Source organism: Verrucomicrobiia bacterium (assembly GCA_035577545.1).
Classification (GTDB): Bacteria; Verrucomicrobiota; Verrucomicrobiia; order Palsa-1439; family Palsa-1439; genus Palsa-1439.
Map to the genome: position 1 here is coordinate 41,915 of DATLVI010000015.1, position 16,945 is coordinate 58,859.

14 protein-coding genes are annotated in these 16,945 nt (G+C 59.9%); 8 read left to right on the plus strand and 6 right to left on the minus strand.

The features are described 5' to 3' along the window. Positions 1-117 precede the first annotated feature (117 nt). Positions 118-1,845 carry a hypothetical protein gene (locus tag VNL17_05070; GenBank protein ID HXI83445.1) on the plus strand — a complete coding sequence of 576 codons (1,728 nt, stop codon included), beginning with the start codon at positions 118-120 and terminating at the stop codon, positions 1,843-1,845. A gap of 68 nt (positions 1,846-1,913) precedes the next feature. Here the strand turns inward: VNL17_05070 and VNL17_05075 are convergent, their stop codons facing one another. Then, on the minus strand, positions 1,914-3,608 hold the full coding sequence (locus VNL17_05075; GenBank protein HXI83446.1) for a kelch repeat-containing protein: 1,695 nt from the start codon (positions 3,606-3,608) through the stop codon (positions 1,914-1,916). A 133-nt stretch (positions 3,609-3,741) separates the two neighbouring features. Here VNL17_05075 and rph point away from each other — a divergent pair, with 133 nt between their 5' ends. Continuing rightward, the gene (gene rph / locus VNL17_05080) at positions 3,742-4,464 is read left to right on the plus strand and encodes a ribonuclease PH (protein ID HXI83447.1); all 723 of its coding nucleotides are present in this window, start codon (positions 3,742-3,744) and stop codon (positions 4,462-4,464) included. A 52-nt stretch (positions 4,465-4,516) separates the two neighbouring features. Here rph and trxA read toward each other — a convergent pair whose 3' ends face one another. After that, positions 4,517-4,849 carry a thioredoxin gene (gene trxA, locus VNL17_05085; protein ID HXI83448.1) on the minus strand — a complete coding sequence of 111 codons (333 nt, stop codon included), beginning with the start codon at positions 4,847-4,849 and terminating at the stop codon, positions 4,517-4,519. 64 nt (positions 4,850-4,913) lie between these two features. Beyond that, a complete protein-coding gene (locus VNL17_05090) occupies positions 4,914-5,387 on the minus strand; it encodes a hypothetical protein (protein ID HXI83449.1) in 474 nt (157 codons plus the stop codon). Between the two features lie 158 nt (positions 5,388-5,545). Here VNL17_05090 and VNL17_05095 point away from each other — a divergent pair, with 158 nt between their 5' ends. The 3 genes from VNL17_05095 to VNL17_05105 are packed head-to-tail and all read left to right on the plus strand — an operon-like array spanning position 5,546 to position 10,106. Then, positions 5,546-7,423 carry an ATP-binding cassette domain-containing protein gene (locus VNL17_05095; GenBank protein HXI83450.1) on the plus strand — a complete coding sequence of 626 codons (1,878 nt, stop codon included), beginning with the start codon at positions 5,546-5,548 and terminating at the stop codon, positions 7,421-7,423. A 30-nt stretch (positions 7,424-7,453) separates the two neighbouring features. Further along, positions 7,454-9,076, plus strand: a complete 1,623-nt coding sequence (locus VNL17_05100) for a peptide chain release factor 3 (protein HXI83451.1) — start codon at positions 7,454-7,456, stop codon at positions 9,074-9,076. Positions 9,077-9,107: 31 nt separating this feature from the next. Beyond that, complete coding sequence (locus tag VNL17_05105) at positions 9,108-10,106, plus strand: isocitrate dehydrogenase (NAD(+)) (GenBank protein HXI83452.1); 999 nt, start codon at positions 9,108-9,110, stop codon at positions 10,104-10,106. 43 nt (positions 10,107-10,149) lie between these two features. On the opposite strand, the gene VNL17_05110 is transcribed toward VNL17_05105, so the two are convergent. Further along, positions 10,150-10,872 (minus strand): PEP-CTERM sorting domain-containing protein, encoded by a 723-nt coding sequence (locus tag VNL17_05110; protein HXI83453.1) that lies wholly within the window; start codon positions 10,870-10,872, stop codon positions 10,150-10,152. Positions 10,873-11,296: 424 nt separating this feature from the next. Further along, positions 11,297-12,568, minus strand: a complete 1,272-nt coding sequence (locus VNL17_05115; protein HXI83454.1) for a hypothetical protein — start codon at positions 12,566-12,568, stop codon at positions 11,297-11,299. A 179-nt stretch (positions 12,569-12,747) separates the two neighbouring features. On the opposite strand from VNL17_05115, the gene VNL17_05120 reads away from it, so the two are divergent. The 3 genes from VNL17_05120 (at position 12,748) to VNL17_05130 (ending at position 15,799) form a co-directional block, all read left to right on the plus strand. Further along, the gene (locus tag VNL17_05120) at positions 12,748-13,353 is read left to right on the plus strand and encodes a 3-isopropylmalate dehydratase (GenBank protein ID HXI83455.1); all 606 of its coding nucleotides are present in this window, start codon (positions 12,748-12,750) and stop codon (positions 13,351-13,353) included. Positions 13,354-13,424: 71 nt separating this feature from the next. Then, the gene (locus VNL17_05125; GenBank protein ID HXI83456.1) at positions 13,425-15,221 is read left to right on the plus strand and encodes a GspE/PulE family protein; all 1,797 of its coding nucleotides are present in this window, start codon (positions 13,425-13,427) and stop codon (positions 15,219-15,221) included. Positions 15,222-15,223: 2 nt separating this feature from the next. Beyond that, a complete protein-coding gene (locus VNL17_05130; GenBank protein HXI83457.1) occupies positions 15,224-15,799 on the plus strand; it encodes a CvpA family protein in 576 nt (191 codons plus the stop codon). Between the two features lie 24 nt (positions 15,800-15,823). Here the strand turns inward: VNL17_05130 and VNL17_05135 are convergent, their stop codons facing one another. Continuing rightward, complete coding sequence (locus VNL17_05135) at positions 15,824-16,945, minus strand: hypothetical protein (protein ID HXI83458.1); 1,122 nt, start codon at positions 16,943-16,945, stop codon at positions 15,824-15,826.

A 16,945-nucleotide genomic window follows, 5' to 3' on the forward strand; every position in this document is an offset into this window, starting at 1 on the left:
CAAGAGCGCTTTTTCGATCAACACGGTAGAATTCCCCGCCCTGCTGAATAATCCTCTATGTTTGGCGGCAGAGTTGTGCTAACAGCGAAGAAGTTCCGTCCGTAGGCGAGTCAATGTGTGAATAAATCTTCTCTATCTGTCGACACCTGGAAGGAAGCATTGGCGTCGCGCTGGTGCGACGCGTTGATCATCTTCGGGTTGGTCCTGTTTGCGAGTTTTTCGTTCTACGCGACCCCCGAGTTTGCCGCCAACCTGCCGGAAGATGGTGGAGACTCGGCGATTCCCGCGGTGAACCTGCTCGAACGGGGAAAGCTGGTACTGACAGCGTATGGCCACGACTTTCCGCCGGCGCATCCGTTCGGGCTACCGCTCTTGTTGATACCTGCGTACGTGGTGGCTGGACATTTCCTCGGAAACGGGATCTACGCGATTCTTTTTTGCGCGCTCGGTTCCATTGTGGTCGCATATATCCTGGGCATGAAGTTGGGAGGACGATTGTGCGGCAGTTTCGCCGCGTTGTTCCTGATCACGCATTACGGCTTCTGGCAGTATTCGCAGAAGATCATGAGCGAAGTGCCGTCGGTGTTTCTTCTTGCGAGCGTGCTGGCCCTGGTGTTTTCCGTTCGCCCGGAACAACCATCAGGTTTTCGGCATGTCGCCGCTGGAGCCCTCCTTGGGTTTGCCGTCACGGTCCGTTACGACAACGTGCTGTGGGTTGCGCCGACCGCGGCGTTGTTGCTATTGGGCGCAGGTTCGTGGCCGGAGCGGCGGCGGCGTGTGGGGCTCTGTCTGTCTGGATTCGCGCCCTGGCTCCTTCTCCTGGCTGTTTATCACCAGGTTACATTCGGGAACTCGTGGCGGACGGGTTACAGCTACTGGGGAAATGCCGGTGATTCCACACAACCGATGTTCTCCACGCAATACGTCACGACCGCGGGGTTTCTGCGGTTGAAAAAAATCGATCGGCAATTCGCCGGGGTGGTCGAAGGGAATGGGATGTTCTACATCCGATCAGTGTTCGCAGAGTCGGACACGACGCGCGTCCTGGGCAATCCACTCTATTGGCAGTTGCCCGGCCGCCGAATCTACCAGTTATTGGTGTGGCTGCGGACATTGCTGGGCGCGGTCGGCATTGCAGCGTGTGTGGCAGCCTGGCGGACAAACCCTGAGCGGCGCCAATTCTTGCTTTGGGCGGTACCATCCGCGCTCGCCAGCATCGGCTTTTATATGCTCTACTTCTATCAAGGCGAACGGTTCCTCATGCGGCTCGTCCCGTTGTTCTGTCTTGCGAACGGCCTGGGCGTAACCGTGGTGGTGACAAGGTTGTCCGTACAGTCTATGCGGGTAAGCGCGACGATCCTCGTTGGCGTGATGATTGCGGGACTTGCGTTTTACAACTGGCAAATGGGTTTTCCAGCGGGCAACGATTTACATCTCTACGAAGTCTTCACTCAAGCCACTCACCGCATGGAACCGGATGCGGTCATGGTCACCAATATCGATCCATTCCGCGTTGATGCCTACCTGATTCATGGCACGAAACGTCTTGCCGTGCCGCTCTTCCGCGACCGAGGGGGACTGGCAGTCTATGTTAACGGGAACGCAACGCGAACTTCCTTCGAACCGTTCGTCGCCACGGAGGAACCCGAACGACTGCGCGAATTGCTGCGTTCCGGGAGGCCAGTTTACTGGCTCATCGACAACCCCTGGACCGGGCGGCCTCCCATCGGTCTGGACACGCTGCAACGACTGTTTCGACTACAAGTCCTGGCCACGGCAAATCCGAATGGGTCTGGTGACCAGCCGTATTTTGGGCGCCTCGAGGATCTGCCACAAGGGCGGTGAAGGCATGCCAATCTGAAAACTGTCCACCGCACGACGTCTTTTAGATCAACTCAACCGGTCGCTCGGTATTAATGACCATGCAGACGGAAAAACCCACGGTTGAGGCCCGGGCTATTGGTCAGGACGTAGTTGTTGCCGACAACTGTCACCCCCGACGTGACCGCGGTCCAATCGCCGGCAGCAAGGCTGGTCGCAACTTCCAGGACGGCATTGGTGGCGGATGATGGCCAGGAAATCACGGCCTGGTTGTTCAGTTGCTTGATTTGTAACGCATCCGGAGTATAGAACGAAACCGGGTCGGAGCTAATGCCATTCGCCACAACGACCAGCGAGTAGATTCCAGCAGCCAAACCGGTCGGCAACCTGAATTCCGTGGTCTCCGGCGTAGTTCCGGTCATGACACCGGTACTGCTCCAATTGTAGGTCCGCGCGTAGCGGACATTGCCGGCGGCATCAGTGAGGCGGATAATCGGATAGTTGCTGTTCATCTGCCAGTCGTCGCCATAGGCCGCGCCTTCCGAGATGCCGTTGAGCAGTGTGCCGGTCAGGTGATACGAGCCGTCAGCGTTCGGCGTGATCCTGCTGATGGCCGGCTTCCCGGCGGCCAGTGGAGAGCCGTCGGGCCGGTAAACATATAGCCGGGAGCTGAATTCGGAGTAGAGTACGGTCCCATCCGGCAGGTCGAGCATGGCGGTCCAATAGGAAGGGTGATTGACGCTGGTGCCGCCCGCCGGAGCATTTGCCTGGGTGAAAGCGTTGCTGACAGGATCATACTCGTAGAAGCTTGTCGGCGTGGGGAAATTGTTGGTCGTGGGAGACGGAGACACAGCGCAAAGAATCTTACCATTGACCATCATGGCTGCTGCTGCATCGGGCGTTCCTTGCCCGTTGGGAATGTTGGGGCCGGCCGTCCAAATGCCAGGACTGGTCGTACCTGTCGGGGCGTACAGAGCGGTGTGCCCGGTGCTGCCCAGAAAAAAGGCCTTACCGTTTGGCAACAGGAAAGCGGCTCCCAGCTCACTCAGAAGGCTGTCATAGAGAGATACCGGGACAACCCCATCATTGACCCACGTGTTCGAGGAAGGAATGTAGCGTTCCGAGTTGACGCCAAACGGGTCAATAGTGAGGATGCTGTCGTCAGGCAGCTTCACCCAACTGGCTTCGTCCTGATCGTCAACCCCGATGAAATTCGGTCCGTCCGTCCACGTATTGCTGCCGTAGTTGAAGATGACGGTGCCGCCGGAGTAAACCGGCGCCACGAGTACGTTACCATTGGGCAGTGTCTTCGATACCGAGTCATAGAAATCCTTTCCAGAACTCGGAAGCGAGGTCCACACGTTGGCCAGGGGATCATACACCTCGGCCGTGCTCGAATTCGCTGAATGCAGACCCGCGGAGCCATATTCGCCACCGGCGACGAAGACCCTGCCGTCTTTGAGGACTTGCGAGGCGAAGTAAAGGCGCGCGTCGTGCATTGCGGCCAGCGTCGTCCACGTGCCATTGACGTAGCTGCCGTGAATGTCCGGCGTGAGCCGATACCAACTGCTGCTCACGCCGGCCTGTTGCGCCATGACCGTGCCGTCGGAGAGCAGGAGCATGAGATCTACCGAACCGGGCGCGTTATGGGCCAGCGCTGTCCAGGTTCCCGCAGCCATGGCCTGCGGCGGAATGAATGGCGCACAAACGGCCAGCAGGACTCCCAGCCAGCGGCAACGACTGGACAAAGCCGCGCGGGTCGCGCGATGGGGGAGCGCCGCAAGCATAAGGACGTGATCTAAGCATGTATTGTCATGGAACTCAAGGATTTTCAGGCTTATAAGGTCGCATCAGCCGGAGTGGATCTGTTGCCGAGAAATTGCTTGCGTCACCTTTCGCGTCCGCCCATTCTAGCGGGCCATGAAACGCGCCGACGGTCGCCGACCCAATCAACTTCGCCCGGTAAAAATCCATCCGCATTACGTCAAGCAGCCGGCGGGCGCGGTGCTCATCGAGATGGGCAACACGCATGTGTTGTGCGCCGCCTCCATTGAGGAAGGTGTGCCGCGCTGGATGCGCGAACAGGGCGTGAAGGGGGGCTGGATTACCGCCGAGTATTCGATGCTGCCCTATGCCACTGCGCCGCGCAAACCGCGCGAGGTGACCCGCGGACGCGTCGAAGGCCGCACTCAGGAGATCCAGCGACTCGTGGGGCGCGCATTGCGTTCGGTCACCGATATTGAGAAGCTGGGCGAGCGGACGATCTGGATCGATTGCGACGTGCTGCAAGCGGACGGCGGGACGCGCACAGCGGCGATCACGGGCGCATACGTCGCGGTGATGCTCGCGATGCACAAATTGCAAAGCGAAGGCACGCTCAAGGAATGCCCCTTGAAATCCGCTGTGGCCGCCATCAGCGTCGGTGTGCTTGACGGCGTGCCGCTGTTGGATTTGTGTTACGAAGAGGACGCGAAGGCGGCCGTGGACATGAATGTGGTCATGACGGACGAGGGTCACTTCGTGGAAGTCCAGGGAACGGGTGAGGACGCGCCGTTTACGCAACGACAGATGTCGGCGATGCTCAAACTGGCAAGCGAGGGAATTGACGAATTGCTGGCAATCCAGAAGAAAGTCCTGCGCTAAAAAAAACAGGCGCACTTTTGTGCGCCCCTGTTGATTCTTACGGAAACGGAAATCAGGCGATGTAGGTCGCCAGCTTCTTCTCCAAATCCTTCTTGCCGGTCATGCCCACCATTGTCTCCTTGACCTGACCGCCCTGGAACAACAACAGGGTGGGAACGGCGCGAATGCCGAAACGCGTGGCGAGTTCCTGATTGTCGTCCACGTTGACCTTGGCAACCTTGATCTTGCCGGCATGCTCCTCTGCGACTTCGTCGAGCAGCGGCCCGAGCATTTTGCACGGGCCACACCAGGTCGCCCAGAAATCGACCAACACGGGGGTCGTGGATTTGTCGACTTCCTGCTCAAAATTGGCGGTTGATAAAGTAACTATGTGTTCGTTTCCCATGGATGCTCTCCGTCTTGTATCTGAGGCTTTAGATGCGGCGCAGGGCTGGTTCGATTCAGTCGGCTTACATGAAGGCCAGGAATGCCAGATAGCCTGCCACCGCGATCGATAGCACCATCGCCACGAGGGACAAGGCGCCTCCGCCTCCATCCGATGCGCCGGCCATTGCGGGCGCGGCGGCGTGCGCAGCCGTAGCGGGTGTACCAGCAGCAGCCGGCGCTGCAGGAGCATCCTGACGCAACTTTACAGTGGGACGTGGTGATTCTGGCGATACCGGCTTGGCCGCGGTGACCTGCACGCGCGACGTGTCTTTCTTGGGCTTCGGCGTTTCCGCGGGACGGCCCATGACGGCAGTTTCCTTCTTCGCCTCTTCTTCGGGATTCGCGGGAGGGCCCGAGGGTGGGCGGTTCGAAGGCGCGGGAGTCGGAGGGGTGATGCTGGGCGTCGCACCGCGACCGGTCAAGCCCGGGGGCAGGTTGATGCGGACGGTGTCCTTCTTCTGTTCTTCTGCTGGTCTTTGCGGTATCTCGTCAGCCATGGAATAACCCTCCGAAGTGCTGGATAAACATACGCGTCCGCCTGCGGCGCTGTCAAATTGTTTCTCCCCATCGAACGGATGATGTTGCCAGTAGTGATGCTTCGAAGATGGGCACTCATAGGGCGACAATTTGGGAAACTTTCGGTAGTGTGGACGCCATGGCCACGCCCGCACCCGCTTTGATCTCCGCCAACGGATTGGTCCTCGCTTATGGGGCCGCGCCGTTGCTGGAAGAGGTCACGTTGTCCGTCGCGCCCGGCGAGAAGGTTGGGCTGGTTGGGCGGAATGGGTGCGGGAAGACGAGCCTGCTGAAAATCCTGGCGGGCGAGGTGACCGCCGATGCCGGGGAGATTTCCCGGCGACGCGGGTTGCGGGTCGGTTATCTGCCACAGGAGTTCGAACTGGATGGCAACCGGACCGTGCGACAGAACATCGAAGACGGCGCGGCGGACCTGTTGGACTGGATTGCGCGGTACGAGGCGGGTACCGGCAGCGACGACGAGCTGGCGGAATTGTTGCACCAAATCGAGGGCGCTGATGGTTGGAACCTGTCCTCACGGATTAACGCCAGCACGACCGCCCTGGGTGCGCCGCCACTGGATGCGTTGGTCGGCCCGCTTTCCGGGGGCGAGAAACGGCGGGTGGCGCTGTGCCGGGCGCTAGCGGCACAACCGGATTTGCTTTTGTTAGACGAACCAACCAATCATCTCGACGCGGAATCGATTCGCTGGCTCGAAGAGTTTCTCCAACGGTTTGCGGGCGCAGTGATCTTCGTGACACACGACCGGTACTTCCTTGATGTCATTGCCACGCGGATCATCGAACTTGACGGTGGCCGTTGTTACTCGCATCCCGGCAACTACACGGCGTACCTGGAATCCAAGGCGATTCGGCAACAGATCGCCGAGCAGTCGGAACGCCGCCGCCAACGATTTCTGCGGATTGAATTGGAATGGGTGCGCGCCGGTGTCCGGGCGCAGCGTTCGAAATCGCATCACCGGTTGGACGCGTTCTACCAGGTGGCCGGGCTGGAAGCGCCGCCGGAAGAGCGCGAGATGGATTTGCTGATTCCGCCGGCGCCGAAACTGGGCAACATCGCCGTGGACCTCGAGGATGCCGGCGCAAAGGTGGGCGAACGCTGGCTCTTTCGCAACCTGACTTTTCAGTTGAAGCCCGGGCAGTGTACCGGTGTGGTGGGTCGCAATGGGGTCGGCAAGACCACGCTGCTGCGCCTCTGTCTCGGCGAGCGTCTGCCCGATGGTGGCAGCGTGGTTATCGGGAAGAAGGTGGTGTTCAATTACATCGACCAGGCGCGGATGCAGTTGACCGACACGAACACGGTGTTGAGCGAAGTGGCCGGTGGCAGCGACATGGTGGTGTTCGGTAGCCAGACGATGAGCGCGCGGAGTTATTTGCGGCGGTTCCTGTTTGCCGACGACCGGATGAACGAGCCTGTGGAACATCTCTCGGGCGGTGAACGCGCCCGGCTGATGCTGGCGAAGGTGTTGAAGCGCGGCGGGAACGTGATCGTGCTCGATGAACCGACGAACGACCTCGATTTGCCGAGCTTGCGGATGCTGGAGGAAGCGCTGGCGGATTTCGAGGGCAGCGTGCTGGTGGTCAGTCACGACCGGTATTTTCTCGACCGCATCTGCGACCAGATCGTGGCGTTTGAGGATGGCGGAAGTGTGTTCGTCCAGCCCGGCAATTACTCCTACTATCTGGAGAAGCGCCAGCAACGCGAGCGGGCGCCGGCGCGGATCGCCGAACTAATCGCGACTGCAACCCAACCGCCGCGTCCACGCAAGCTGAGCTTCAAAGAGCAACGCGAATTGGAAGGCATGGAAGCCGCCGTCCTGGCAGCCGAGGCGCGCATGGCGAAGTTGGAGCGAACCTTGAACGAACCCGGTTTCTACGTTACCCGCGCGAAAGAAGCGCCGGCCTTCGTCGCCGAACTCGCTTCCGCCAAAGCCGAGGTGTCCCGGCTTTATGCTCGCTGGGCGGAATTGGATCAAGTCGGCAAGGGATTGGCGTGAACATTCTGTGGTAGGATGCGAATGGTTGCCATGACTGATTTATCCCAGGAAATTGCCCGGCGGAGGACGTTTGCGATCATCTCGCATCCGGATGCTGGCAAGACGACGTTGACGGAGAAGCTGCTGCTGTATGGCGGGGCCGTGCAACTGGCCGGCTCGGTCACCCAGCGCCGACAGCAACGCGCCACGACTTCCGACTGGATGGAACTGGAACGGCAACGCGGGATTTCCATCAGCTCGACCGTTTTGCAGTTTGAGTATGAGAATTATTACATCAACCTCCTCGACACGCCGGGCCACCAGGATTTCTCCGAGGACACCTACCGGGTACTCACCGCGGTCGATGCGGCGGTGATGGTCATCGATGCGGGCAAAGGCATCGAACCGCAGACGCGCAAGTTGTTTGCCGTGTGCCGGCAGCGCGGCGTGCCGATTTTCACTTTCATGAACAAGCTCGACCGACCCGCGCGTGGGCCGCTGGCATTGCTCGATGAGCTGGAGAACGTCCTCGGCATTCACGCCTGCGCGATGAACTGGCCGCTGGGCAATGGGGTCGCTTTCAAGGGCGTATTCGACCGCGCCCGCCAGCAGGTTCATCTCTTCGAGCGCACAGCGGGCGGCATGTACCGCGCCCCGGTCAGCGTACGCGACCTGGCCGACCCGCAGGTGCGCGCGGTGTTGAGCGACAAGGATTATCAAGAGGTCGTTCACGAACTGGAATTGCTCGACGGCGCGGGCGCCGTATTCGATGCTGCGGCGGTGGCGGCGGGCCGGCTCACCCCGGTATTTTTCGGCAGCGCGGTGAACAACTTCGGTGTGCAGTTACTGTTGGACGACTTTCTGGAACACGCCTCGGCGCCGACGCCGCGACGTTCGGGGGAGAGATGGATCGCGCCGGAAGAGGCGGCGTTTTCTGGATTCATCTTCAAGATCCAGGCGAACATGGATCCGCGGCATCGTGACCGGATCGCGTTTGTGCGGGTCGTGTCCGGTAAATTCGAGCGCGATATGATGGCGATTCATACACGCACCGGCAAGAAGGTCCGGCTCGGCAGTTCGCACAAACTTTTCGGGCGCGAACGCGAAACCGTGAATGAGGCCTATCCCGGCGATGTCATCGGACTTGTGGGCCACGACGAATTTGGCATCGGCGACACCCTCAGCACCGACCCAACCATTCAATACGACGAGATACCACAGTTCACCCCCGAATGTTTTGCCTACCTGCGCAATCCATCACCTGCGCATTTCAAGCGGTTCCGGGCGGGACTTGCGCAGCTGTTGCAGGAACGGGTGGTCCAATCCTTCGAGTTACCGGATGCGGCGGAGAAGGTGCCGTTGCTGGCGGCGGTGGGGCCGTTGCAATTCGAGGTGGTGCAGTTCCGATTGGAATCGGAGTACGGCGCCGCGTCGCGGTTGGAAGAGGTCCCGTGGAAAACGTTGCGATGGATTTCCCCGACGGTTTCCGCCGAAATGCTGGTGGCGGCGACCATCCCGACCGGGGTGCGCGTGGCGCTCGACAGCGCCAAGCGGCGGGCCCTGTTGTTTCCGAGCGAGTGGACGTGCGATTATTTTGTGCAGAAGAACCCGACGATCCCGATTTCCGCGCTGCCCTTTCGTGAGGAGAGCGATAACAAAGGGACTTCTCTTTGACGCGTTGGCAAACTTCGCCTAGCATCGGGCCATGACGCATACGGTGACTTTGATTCCGGGGGACGGTATCGGGCCTGAGATCGCCGACGCTGTGCAGAAGGTTTTGGCGGCGGCGGGGGCGCCGGTGCAATGGGACTTCCAGCCGCTGAATGAAATTATCCTCACGGAAACGAAAGGGGTGCCGCCGGCGGCGGTGCTTGATTCGATTCGGCATAATCGCATTGCTTTGAAGGGGCCGCTCATGACGCCGGTGGGCACGGGCTACACGAGCCTGAATCTGGTGTTGCGCAAGACGTTCGATTTGTATGCGAACGTGCGGCCTGCGAAAACCCGTCCCGGCGTCCGGTCGCGCTATGACAACGTCGATATCATCGTTGTCCGCGAGAATACTGAGGGTGAGTACTCGGGGCTGGAGCATGAGGTGGTGCCGGGGGTGGTGGAATCGCTGAAGGTGATCACGCGGAAGGCGTCGGACCGCATCGCGCGTTACGCGTTCGAGTTGGCCCGCGCGCAGAAGCGGAAGAAAGTCACAGCGGTCCACAAGGCGAACATCATGAAGCGGAGCGATGGGCTGTTTCTGGAGTGCTGCCGCGCGGTGGCGCAGCAGTTTCCCGAGATTCCCTACGACGAGATGATCGTGGATAACACCTGCATGCAGCTTGTGCTACGGCCGGAAAGATTTGATGTCATGGTCCTGCCGAATTTGTACGGCGACATCGTGAGCGACCTCTGCTCGGGCCTCATCGGCGGCCTTGGCGTGGCGCCGAGCGGGAATATCGGCGAGCACGGCGCGATTTTTGAAGCGGTGCACGGCAGCGCGCCCGACATCGCGGGAAAAGGCGTGGCGAATCCGACCGCGTTGCTGCTTTCCGCGGTGATGATGCTGCGGCATCTTGGCGAGATGGAGATCGCCGCGCGCGTGGAAGACGCAGTGCAGAAGGTCTTGCGGGAAGGGCAGCACGTTACCGGTGACCTCGGCGGCAAGGCCGGGACGGTGGAGATGACGGAGGCGATTATCGCGGCGCTCTAGCGACGGGTTCCTGCATTCGCGTCATGCAACTGTGCCGCTTGCGTTAATATTGTAGACCGACCCCTTTACAGCGGCGAGTTCGGTGCCAACAGGCAAGGCCCCCGATGCCAATTACCAATAGCATCAACGCGCTCGGTTCGGGGACGGCCTGAGTGGAAAACGAGATCGCGTCCAGAAGCATGAGGCCGTTACCGAAGTTGGTTAGCATCGAAAAGCTAATTTCCTCCTCCGAGTTGGCAAACGCGGAAATGTCGCACCCATAGAAGTTGCCACCAAGTGGCACGATGGGCGTGTTCACACCGCCCACGGCGACGGCGACATCGCTGGGAACGTTTGTAAAGGTCAACTGAATCGTGGCTTCAAACTGGACCGACTTAACGCCAGCCGGGATCAGACCTGTTTGGGCAATGCTGGCTGGCTGTGCTCCTTGATTTTGGGTGCCACCCGCTTGGAGAATGGCGGAGTAGAGCCCTTGGAGGGGCTGAAATTGCGCACCGAACGCTGGGGACAGATAGTTTGGTGCCAAAATGCCCAAATTAGCGTTCCCCAGCGTAATAGAGTTCTCACCGATTGTTGTGAGTTGATTTGTCCCAATGTATGCCGACCAACCAGGAAGGCCGTTTGTGACTGACACAGCCGCAGTCTGGTTGATGGGCAAAACAGGCACATTTGCCCCTTCAAAATCGAGATTTTGAAACGTCTGAGCCAATAGGCTGGGCGCACAACTGAGACACAACAGTAGATAACAGACGATCCCTTTTTTCATCCCAGACCTCACAACCCACGATACTCCTTGCCCGCTTGCTTTACAAGCTGAACTGGACTGATGGAGCCGCGCCATATATCGGAAAGCGATGTTTTTCACTGGACTTGCGAGGTGGGGCGGAGTAAGATTGGGACGGTTCTTTGAAAAACTAATGTTGATCTGCCGGTGTCCACATTCGGCGCTTCATAGAAGCGCCGCTACACCAGAGGAAGGCGCTGAAAAATACCGTTTCTGCGAAACGAACCCACCAGTTAACAGGTTGATGCGCAATGAGAAGCGAGGATGGTCTTCAATCGGCACACTGTAATTTGCACGCTCCAAAAAGAGGCGGGGTTGCCGCGGAAAATGTGGGCGTTTGCGACCTCGGCACTCACTGGTCGCGTCTTCACTGCGTTACGGCTCATGCGGCCAGTGCCGCATTCGGCTACGCCTTCTTGGGGCAGCAGTGGAGGATGTCGTAGGGTTTGACGTCCTTGGGACTTGGGCCGGTGACGAGGTAGATGGCATCGGTCAATTTCTCGACGCTGCGGTGGTAATCCCAGCGGAGCATGGCGGTGTGCTGGACGACAAAGCGCGGGTCGTCGTCGCGGAAGCAGGAGACGCAACTCGGGTCGGGCAGGCCGACAAGAAATTCGTCCGTGCTGAGGTTGTGCGCAGTCGTGTTATAGAAATCCTCGAAGAGGATGAACGACGCGCTGAAGGCGTGGTCAACGTAGCTGATCGCCTGTGTCTGGCTGTCCTCATTGCGCAGGCCGCGGGGCGCGACGGGCGAGATGCTGTAGAGATTGTCGAGTAGATCTTCCATGATTTCGTTGAGCGAATCCCGCGACCAGTTTTTCAACCGTTCCGAGTTCACCCCGTAGGTGAAGACGGAGCCCTGGACGACCGCGCCGATGCCGATGCCGGGCCACAAGGGCGCCCGGTGCGCCGGCAGATTGCGCGAGGCTGTCCGAAAAATCTTTGGGAACAACAGCGGCTTGATTTGCTTGTAGCTTTTCAAGTCGGGCACATCGTCGCCGCAGTAGTCGAGCAGGTTGATGTGCGACTCGATCAAATCGTCCATGCGGTGCGGTTCGAGCAGGTAATGATGATAGAGGTGCTCGAGCAACACGGTCTGCCCATCCGCAAGCGTCAATGCCAGGCCTTCAGGTGAGCGGATCGCCAGTTGCGGGCGCTGGTGTTTTAGCAGGCTGAAGTAATAGTTGGTGAAACTGGCCGTGTCGAGGTGCGGTTCGTCGTGCAGTTCCAGCGAGCCGATGATCTCCTCGAGTTCATCGTCGTCGACGCCGGCATCGCTGCTGCGGCAGCGGTAGAGACAGCGGACCTGGACGCGGCCGCGGCTGAAGATCCAGACGCGTGTATGGCCGAAATCAGCGAGGTGATCATCGTCTTTCGGTTCGGCGCGCGTGTAGGTCATGTACGCCAGCGTGGAACCGCTGCGGGAGCCGCGTTGGATGACGGGCTCCTCGATCTGGGGCCAGGTGCGCTTTTCGCAGTCGATGAGCGATTGCAACGCGCGATCCGGGCGCATCGATTCGGGCGTTTGTTTTTCAAACTGGCAGGCCTCCATCTTCAGGTACCCGCCAGTGGTCAAACTGGCGAGGCTGACGTGCGGGGAGCCCTCATGGGTCAGAGGCAGCCACCCATCGGGATAAATGACCGTATAGTTTTTTTCCGGGTCGCTGTACTCTGGCATGGCCAAATGTAAAGCAGCCACCTTGCCAAGCTCGAAACGACGGTGGCCATTCGCAGAATTGGGCTTTCGGCCTGTCTGGAAAGAGTTGAGAGACAGAATTGAACGTCTTCCGAAACGAATAAAATGCTGTAGTTTTGAGGATTGATTCAGTTCCGGTAATTGCGTAGGCTGGTCCGGTCATGAGCAAGGTCATTCGCGGCAAGGCATACGTGGTGCGGGACAATATTGACACCGACCAGATCATTCCGGCGCAGTATTTGAACCTCGTGCCGACGATTCCCGAGGAATACGTGAAGCTCGGCAGCTTCGCGTTGTGCGGGCTACCGAAGGATCAGTACCCGACCCGTTTCATTCCCGAAGGCGAGACACAGACACCGTACACGATTGTCATCGGCGGGCGCAATTTCGGCTGCGGCAGTTCGCGCGAGCACGCGCCGATCGCGCTCGGCGCGGCGGGCTGCGAGGCGGTGGTGGCGGAAAGTTTTGCGCGCATTTTCTTCCGTAACAGCGTGGCGACGGGCGAACTTTACCCGGTGGAAGCGACGGCGCGGATTTGTGAGACGGTGAAGACGGGCGACGAGGTGGAACTCGACCTGGACGGGAACACGTTGAAGGTCCTCAAGACGTCGAACGTTCTTGCGACGAAGCCGCTCGGTGAGGCGCGGCCGGTGATCGACGCCGGCGGTTTGTTCGACTTCGCGCGCAAGAGCGGCATGATCAAGGCGCAGGGCAACCACTCCAAGGTGACCGAGGAGTTGGCCGCGAACGAGCCGGCCGACGATTAGTCGGAATAGCTGTTGACTCATCGTCGGAAGGGCGGGCACAGTGAACATCGAATACGGAGGCGCACGCCACTTTGCGAAGCTTCAACCTGGTTGTTATCGGGGTTTTCCTGGCCGTCGGCTCGCTGTTCGCATCCGAAGTGAAGCTGAAGGACGGCACTGTTTATGATGACGTGAAGATTGTGGCGCGCGATGGCTACAGCATCCGAATCGCCATGCCGCAGGGCGAGGTCAAGCTGCCCCTCGCATCAATCGAAAGCATCGACGGCGTTGAAGTCGTCCCAACCGAACAGCCGACCCCGCAGAAACCGTCCCTGCCTCTCGGACCGGCGCCTTACGTTCATCGCTGGAGAATGGATGTTTTTCTCGTGTTCCTCAGTGTGGCCACGATGGGGTGGATCGCAGCGCTGGTTTGGGTACAGCATGACGTGAAGGGAATGCCCGAGACGGTCCGCCGCGTCAACGCGAGCGTGCTTTTGCTCCCGTTCGCCGGGTTCCTGATGTATTTGGGGAAGCGTCGGCATCGTTTACGCGATGGTGAGGCACCCCGGACACTTACCGGCCGCGTGGCCGGTTTGAAGTCGGACGAGGCCCCAAAGAAGCGGGGACTGTTTGGCGGGCGGACAAAGATCGCCGCGACGCTTGGGGCCAAGAAACAGCGTGTCGGGATGGAGTTTCTCGATGTGGATGGCAATCCGATTGCGATCCGCAAGGACATGCCGGAAATGACCGGCATCGAGGCGGCGCGCGAGGTGTTGGAGGATGCCATCAGCGAGCGCGCCAGCGACATTCACATCGAGCCACAGGCCGACGGGTGCCGTGTCCGCTTCCGCATCGACGGCGCACTGCAGGAGCGGTTAACATTTACCAGGGCGGACGGGCTGCGTGTGGTCGCGGCGCTGAAGACCCTGGCGCAGATTGATGTGGCGGAGAAACGGAGAGCGCAGGACGGCCGATTTCGCGTGCGCACGGGAGCGAGCGAGGTGGATTTCCGCGCGGCGACGACCAGTGCGATTCACGGCGAGAAGATGGTGCTGCGCATCCTGGACCGTAAGAGCGGGGTGTTGGGCCTCGGCGACCTCGGAATGCGCCCGGACATGATGGAGCGCTTCGACCGCGTGATTCACTCGCGTAACGGCATTATCCTCGCGACCGGCCCGACCGGGTCGGGCAAGACATCGACGCTGTACGCGGCGCTGAGCCGGCTCGACCGAAAACGGTTGAACATCATGAGCATCGAAGACCCTGTGGAGTACGAACTGGAGGGGGCGACGCAAATTCCGGTCAACGTGAAAGCGGGTGTCAGCTACGAAGCGGGGCTCCGTTCGATTCTGCGGCAGGATCCGGACGTGATTTTTGTGGGAGAGATGCGCGACGCGGAGGCGGCCAAGATCACGGTCCGCGCCGCGTTGACGGGACACCTGGTATTCAGCTCGCTACACGCGAAGAACGCGGTGGGGACGATCGCGCGTTTGGAAGAGATTGGCGTGGAGCGCTACCAGATTTCCTCGGCGCTGCTGCTGGTCGTGGCCCAGCGGCTGGTGCGTGTGTTGTGCAAGAAATGCAGCGTGGCATATCCGGCAACGGGACATGAATTGGATGAGATCGGTTTGGATTTCGAGCCGGGAAGCCCCCTTTATCGCGCGGTGGGTTGCGAGGCGTGCGATGAGACCGGCTATCGGGGCCGCACCGGTATTTTCGAGATGCTTGTACTGGACGAGGAGTTGCGCAAGGCGTTGAACGAGGGTGCCAACGAGCAGGTACTGACCAAGCTGGCTGCCGGGAAGGGCCTACGGTCCTACTACTGTGATGGCGCTGAAAAAATTTTGCTGGGCATCACGTCGGTGGAGGAAGTGATGCAAGCGAGCTGATTATGGCGGAAACCATCCCACTGATCCTCAGCATTGGCGCGATGGCGTTAATCCTGACATTGGCATGGGGGGGAGCGGTCGTATTCGGTGTGTTCTACGAATTGACCAGTGCCGTGCTGTTGTTCTTTGCGATGATGGTGACGCTGCGATACTGGTACGAGGCGACGCGCTGGGTGGAATCGGTGATGCCGGGGGCGGGCGCCTATGGCGCATTCGGGGCGTATTGGGCGGTGTTTTTGGTGGGGTGCCTGCCGTTGATCCTGGTGCTCAATCGTCTCACGCAAGATGCGGTGCCGCGCTACCCGAAGATCCTCGATTGGGTCCTGGGATTCGTTTTTGGTTTCATCGCCGCCACGATCCTGGTTTGCTGCGTGATGACGAGCCTGTCGGTCGTTGTCCCCAAAATCTGGGAGCCGTATAATCGCGACGCCTTGACAGTGCCGTTTGATCGATACCCGATCGCGGTTTATCGGTACATCGAGGATGCGGTGGGAGTCAAAGCGAACGATCCGGGGCACACGCGGTTCCCCACCTTTGAAAAGAAGGACGGGGACGACTTTCAAAAATACTGGCAATGAAGGTTGGTCGCAAGCTCCCGCAGTTCAATCCTTGATCAGGAACCGGGAGATAAAGAAAAGAATCGCGACGACGATGATCGCCATCGCCACCCAGTTGTTCTTTGCCCAGGCAACGAGGCCCCCGAGCACTTCGGGCGACTCCGCGGCGGGTGGCGGCGCGGGCGATGGCGCGGGTGGAGCCCTGGATGCCTCGACGGTATTCGTCGGGGTCGTTAGCTCGGGTGGGTGCGCTTTCAGCGTTGTGAGCCTCTGTTTTACGGCATCGCGTTGACTCACGGCGAAATCAAATTGGTTCTGGGCGGCATTGAGTTCACTGCGGGCCTGATCAACGGCGATGTGGGCCTGGGTGGTTGACAGCGAGTTGCGATCCGTGGCCTGCGCCAGCGTTGCCTCGGCCGAGCGCAGTGCCTGACGAGCCCGATCCACCCGATCCCGAGCAGACGAGACCTCACCCACCAATTGCCGTTGTTGACGGTCGAGCGAATTCGTGGCCGATTGATAAGCGGACACCAGTAACGGTCGTGCCGCCGAAGCCAGCTCCGGCTGTCTTTCCATGCGAACGACGAACTGGAGCCGTTGGACAGCCGTCTCGAATCGGCGTTGGGCCATGAGTTCGCGGGATTCTTGCAGCAACTGCTGGCCCCACGCGCGCTCCATCTGCGGCGCAACCTCCGCGGCAGGCGACCATCGGCCACGAAACTTGACGTTTCCGGCGGCCACCAGATCGCGCTCCGCCTTCCACCCAACGATGCGCTCGGTCACGTTCGACGCGTAGGGCGAGTTCGGGTGTTCCTTCAGGAACGCGCCGAAGACGTCGCTGATGACCTGGTCGTAGTACTCAACCCTGTAGCTGTCGCTCGGGCTAAGTTGATACTTCTGCAGGTTTTCGTAGTCACGCGCTATCTGATGCTCGGCCCGTTGCTCGGGCGTCCAGCGGATGACCGCGGCAATGTCCGCCCTGTCGACGCGGCGTGTTTGCGTGATCGTCCCGCCGGCGAACTCCAGCAGGATCGAAAGCGACGAAGCGTCCTCGGACACGATCTCACCCTCGAGCGCCGTGCCGTCCTTGAGTTTGACGGTGTCGGCCCGGGCGTAAAGTCCGGCCAGCAACCACACGGCCAATATCAAGCAGTAGCAGGTCCGCAT

Bases quoted from the DNA above. Each gene is read 5' to 3' on its own strand.
- VNL17_05130 (HXI83457.1), top strand. From the start codon at position 15,224: ATGGCGGAAACCATCCCACTGATCCTCAGCATTGGCGCGATGGCGTTA.
- rph (HXI83447.1), top strand. From the start codon at position 3,742: ATGAAACGCGCCGACGGTCGCCGACCCAATCAACTTCGCCCGGTAAAA.
- VNL17_05075 (HXI83446.1), bottom strand. From the start codon at position 3,608: ATGCTTGCGGCGCTCCCCCATCGCGCGACCCGCGCGGCTTTGTCCAGT.
- VNL17_05115 (HXI83454.1), bottom strand. From the start codon at position 12,568: ATGCCAGAGTACAGCGACCCGGAAAAAAACTATACGGTCATTTATCCC.
- VNL17_05105 (HXI83452.1), top strand. From the start codon at position 9,108: ATGACGCATACGGTGACTTTGATTCCGGGGGACGGTATCGGGCCTGAG.
- VNL17_05120 (HXI83455.1), top strand. From the start codon at position 12,748: ATGAGCAAGGTCATTCGCGGCAAGGCATACGTGGTGCGGGACAATATT.
- trxA (HXI83448.1), bottom strand. From the start codon at position 4,849: ATGGGAAACGAACACATAGTTACTTTATCAACCGCCAATTTTGAGCAG.
- VNL17_05100 (HXI83451.1), top strand. From the start codon at position 7,454: ATGACTGATTTATCCCAGGAAATTGCCCGGCGGAGGACGTTTGCGATC.
- VNL17_05090 (HXI83449.1), bottom strand. From the start codon at position 5,387: ATGGCTGACGAGATACCGCAAAGACCAGCAGAAGAACAGAAGAAGGAC.
- VNL17_05135 (HXI83458.1), bottom strand. From the start codon at position 16,945: ATGCGGACCTGCTACTGCTTGATATTGGCCGTGTGGTTGCTGGCCGGA.
- VNL17_05110 (HXI83453.1), bottom strand. From the start codon at position 10,872: ATGAAAAAAGGGATCGTCTGTTATCTACTGTTGTGTCTCAGTTGTGCG.
- VNL17_05095 (HXI83450.1), top strand. From the start codon at position 5,546: ATGGCCACGCCCGCACCCGCTTTGATCTCCGCCAACGGATTGGTCCTC.